Origin of the sequence: Okeania sp. SIO2B9, from assembly GCF_010672505.1 — a bacterium.
GTDB lineage: Bacteria > Cyanobacteriota > Cyanobacteriia > Cyanobacteriales > Microcoleaceae > Okeania > Okeania hirsuta.
In genome coordinates this window covers 1-4,076 of sequence record NZ_JAAHGK010000696.1, presented here as the reverse complement: position 1 = coordinate 4,076, position 4,076 = coordinate 1, and the positions used below count along the sequence as shown (strand labels likewise).

The window sequence follows — 4,076 nt, the reverse complement described above, 5'->3', positions numbered from 1 at the left end:
CATTCTGAGTTTTACCAGAACACTGCCAGAAAGCTTGAGCTACTCCTAAGTATCCTCTGGAAACTTTAGAAACGTTTATAGCTGTGCTGATAACTGTTGGCAAACAAGGACTGGGTATGAAGGTTGTTAAAAAGGTATTAACCATAGAACACAACACTATAGTCCAAAAGAATCCTAATGCCGGTAATAAAACTAATTCAGGCGTGACGAAGCGACAGATGCGCTTCCATACAGCTTGTTGAGGTATTACAATAACTACGGCAAGCGTCGCAAAAAAGGGAATATTCAGTTTTTCTAACATTATTTTAGATCGTCAGAGTCAGGTTTATCGGGCGCAACAAATCAGACCTATACAAACCAAGGATACTGAATTGACAATCTGTCTAAATTTTCATAGAAAGTTGGCTCTTCATTCTCCTCTCAATGCCTACGAAGTTAGCTGACGGGCTAGGGCTGAGAGATTCCCTTCTCTGTATCTTTGTTTTTCTACATTCAAAGACTTCTAATCAGAGATAAGCCCCCTGTATTTGGTTCCTCCGCTCCAGCTACACTCTTACTGTGTCTTTACTTGCCGGATTAGGCTGACTGTCTTTTGCTTTTGATATTATATTAACTTTTTTCTATCAGCTTTGTCAACACTTTTTTACAGATTTTTTTTTTAAATTGTATCAAAATTTTCAGCCTGAAATTTGAGAATATGGTTAGTAAAGTATTGAACTTTGGTTATACTGTTGCTCCCACAAGGTTAAGGTACACCTAATATGTTCCTAATACTTAGTACAGTTTTCCGGAAAATTTTAAATTTAGTGATTTGCAACATAAGTCACTAAGCCCATTGTTAGTTGTCACATACTAATAGTGATTTTAATCACTATTAGTATGTGATCACACTTACTATATTAATGTTGCATAAGTATGTAACAATGAAAAATTATTAATACTATAACTCTAAAATTTAAAGGTGATTCTTATGTCTGTAGATCCTCCTGTCCATCTTCTTCCATGTGCGTTAGGAGACCTTTTCGCTCAAGCCAATGAAAACGGCTACATTACCCTAGCTGACCGCTATGGATTAATGGCTGCTATATTTGATGAATCTTTACAAGAATATGAAAAACGCTCAATAGACCGACTAATTCGTTCAATTTATAGAGGACGAATTAAAGTAGTTGATGAAATATCTGCTGTAGTATTAAATTATACTTAACAAAATAGTAAATTCAACTGTATCAAAACCTTTGCATAAAAACCTAAAAAGCTTCGGGAGGAAGTACGCAGCGCCCGTTTTAACGGCTGGTTGAATAACGACACGCGGGTAATAAAGCGGAGTGAAGTTCTGCTATAATAGAAATAGTAAGTAAGAACAAGGTTTGTTGCCATGATCTCTAGCTAGTGCGGTGAAATTCCGGTGGACAGGAGACGGGGAATTGATTTCCTACGACGGCTGTTAGCTCCGCATTCAGCACCGAAAAGCAAGAAGGCAGCTAGAGCAGCGAGAAGATTGCTCCAACATATTGAGAAAACCACTCGTGAAAGCTATTCAAAAAAAGTAAGCTAACAGCTAGATAATAGTCTATGCCGAGAAGCCTAGAAGTCTGCCCTTCAGGCTTGAAGCAAATGTGGATTTATCCCATTTGCGGTGGGTTAACCGCAGAATCCAGGGTGTTTCAACCCCTGGAGATGTCAATCCAATCGACAACCTCTATATTTTTGCCATTAGAGCAATCTCTATTTTTTGTCATTAGAGCAATCTCCTTTTTTACCACTAGGTAGAGTAGCTCCACAAAAATCTGTTTGCTCTAATTTTGCTTGATTAAGATTTGCATTAGATAAATTAGCTCTGTTTAATTTAGCTTCCTCCATATATGCCTGGTACAAATCAGCCCAAGATAAATTAGTATCTGTCAAATCTGCCTTTTGCATAGTTGTACCATGCATAATTGCACCTGATAAATTAGCCCCTGCTAAATTTGCTTCAATCAAATTAGCACCGCTGAGAATAGCACCTCTTAAATTAGCTCCTTTCAAGTTTGCTTTTTGTAAGTTAGCTCCTAATAAATTGGCTTCACTTAAATCCGCTTCGCTTAAGTCCGCTTCGCCCAAATCACAACCTTGACACTCATAAGTACTTAATAAACGCTGAATAGTTTTGATGCGTTCCATTGAATTAGATTTAGATTGAGCAAATACTGGAATAGTTAACCAGGATACTGTTAATAATGTCGCTGTTAATGGGTATAAAAATTTCATATTTTACTTCTTAATAAATTACTGAATTTAATGTTATTTTAGATATTTAATTTTGTTGACATCATATCATAAAAATTACATCATCATTTTTGCTGATTTTCATAGCAACCCTATCTCAAGACATTTTAGTTTCCATGCTCTTGTCTCTGACTGAGAATCAGAGTGACTTATCTAGTCGTCCACAAGGCTATGAATAACTATGTAGTATCTATTTTGTTTTTAAGGTACAGATGACTTGGTTTGCTTTGATCTATATTTTTATACTACATAAATAATATAAGACAAAAATTTCAAGGGTTGGAAGGAAAAAAAATTTTTTAACTGATTTGAGTTTGAGGCAATTACTCTTGACTAGGCCAAAACATAATTATGTAGTACACTTGATTAGTAATTTGAAGAAGGAGACAGGAGACAGGAGACAGGAGGAAAATTACATGGGGATAGTCTTCGACAAGCCGTTCCGCGTCTACGCTCCCCCAAGTAATTTTGAACACCGTGTAGACGGTGGGGTATTAAACCCACAAAGAAAATGATAATATACAAATTCCCCAATGGGACAAAAATATTTTTATGAGGAGTTGGAAGCGATCGCGCAATAGAGTTTTATGCTAATTTTATTCCTTCTTCCTTCTTGCTTCTTCCTTCCTCCTTCCGATAGTATGATGATGAGAAATTGTATTTTCATCTCCAAAGGAAACAGTCAAGATGACGAAAACACCGCCCCCAGAACAGTCTAAAAAGTTGGGCATAGTTAATCAAGCACTTATTTTTATTGAAAAAGTTGGCAATAAATTGCCAGACCCAATTACATTATTTTTCTATCTTTCTATTGCAGTAATTTTGATTAGCGCGATCGCTAATTTGACAAATCTATCTGTTGTACATCCTGCAACTCAAGAAACTATTAAAGCAGTCTCTCTGTTTACTCCTGAAGGTATCCGCAGAATAATTACCGAAGCGGTGAGTAACTTTGTTAATTTCCCTCCCCTGGGTACCGTACTTGTAGCAATGTTAGGGGTAGGAGTCGCAGAGTCTACAGGATTAATTTCTGCTCTACTGCGTCAGGTAGTGTTAGTTGCTCCAGCAAAGTTTATTACTCCAGCGATTATTTTTTGTGGGGTAATGTCTAATCTTGCTTCTGATGCTGGATATGTGGTTTTAACTCCTCTTGCTGCGTTAGTATTTTTAGCATATAAACGTCATCCCATAGCAGGTTTAGCTGCTGCTTTTGCTGGAGTTTCTGGAGGTTATAGTGCTAATTTATTAATTGGATCTATCGAACCTTTATTAGCAGGAATTACTGAAAATTCGGCTAAATTAATTAATTCTGAATATACAGTTAATCCAGCAGTTAATTATTATTTCATGGTAGTTTCTACATTTGTTATTACTTTAGTTTGTTGGTATATTACGGATAAAATTGTTGAGCCTCGTCTTGGTAAATATCATGGGGAAATTAATCAAGAAGAAATTCCAGAATTGACTACTGCTGAACGAAAAGGTTTGCGTTGGGCTGGATATTCTTTATTGGCTTTTGTAGTGCTTTTATTAATATTAGTTTTACCTCCAGAAGGAATCTTGCGCGACCCCGAAACTTTAACTATTATTCCTTCTCCTTTTTTCCAGGGAATTGTACCAATAATAATGGTAGGATTTATTCTGCCTGGTATTGTCTATGGAAAAGCAGCAGGTACAATTCAGAGCGATAAAGATATTGCTCAAGGTATGACTCAGGCTATGAGTTTAATGGGTTATTATATTGCTTTATCATTTTTTGCTGCTCAATTTGTTGCTTATTTTGGTTGGAGTAATTTAGGCATTATCTA

General features: G+C 36.3%; 5 protein-coding genes and 1 riboswitch. Of the genes, 3 read left to right on the top strand and 2 right to left on the bottom strand.

Annotated elements, in window-relative coordinates; genetic code table 11:
• On the bottom strand, nucleotides 1-301 hold a 301-nt coding region (locus tag F6K13_RS21810), incomplete at its 3' end, for a hypothetical protein (protein ID WP_375340676.1).
• Nucleotides 302-409: 108 nt separating this feature from the next.
• Nucleotides 410-593: riboswitch (cyclic di-AMP (ydaO/yuaA leader) on the bottom strand.
• Nucleotides 594-970: 377 nt separating this feature from the next.
• Here F6K13_RS21810 and F6K13_RS21805 point away from each other — a divergent pair.
• Complete coding sequence (locus F6K13_RS21805) at nucleotides 971-1,207, top strand: hypothetical protein (RefSeq protein WP_124146874.1); 237 nt, start codon at nucleotides 971-973, stop codon at nucleotides 1,205-1,207.
• A gap of 521 nt (nucleotides 1,208-1,728) precedes the next feature.
• On the opposite strand, the gene F6K13_RS21800 is transcribed toward F6K13_RS21805, so the two are convergent.
• Nucleotides 1,729-2,250: a pentapeptide repeat-containing protein gene (locus F6K13_RS21800; protein WP_124142868.1), complete on the bottom strand. Its 522-nt coding sequence runs from the start codon at nucleotides 2,248-2,250 to the stop codon at nucleotides 1,729-1,731.
• A gap of 347 nt (nucleotides 2,251-2,597) precedes the next feature.
• Between F6K13_RS21800 and F6K13_RS21795 the strand changes: the two genes are divergently transcribed.
• The gene (locus F6K13_RS21795; protein WP_124142867.1) at nucleotides 2,598-2,783 is read left to right on the top strand and encodes a hypothetical protein; all 186 of its coding nucleotides are present in this window, start codon (nucleotides 2,598-2,600) and stop codon (nucleotides 2,781-2,783) included.
• A 172-nt stretch (nucleotides 2,784-2,955) separates the two neighbouring features.
• A partial coding sequence (locus F6K13_RS21790) for an AbgT family transporter (protein ID WP_287288355.1) occupies nucleotides 2,956-4,076 on the top strand: 1,121 nt, incomplete at its 3' end.

Coding starts and splice junctions, on each gene's coding strand:
- F6K13_RS21805 (WP_124146874.1), top strand. CDS start 971: ATGTCTGTAGATCCTCCTGTCCATCTTCTTCCATGTGCGTTAGGAGAC.
- F6K13_RS21800 (WP_124142868.1), bottom strand. CDS start 2,250: ATGAAATTTTTATACCCATTAACAGCGACATTATTAACAGTATCCTGG.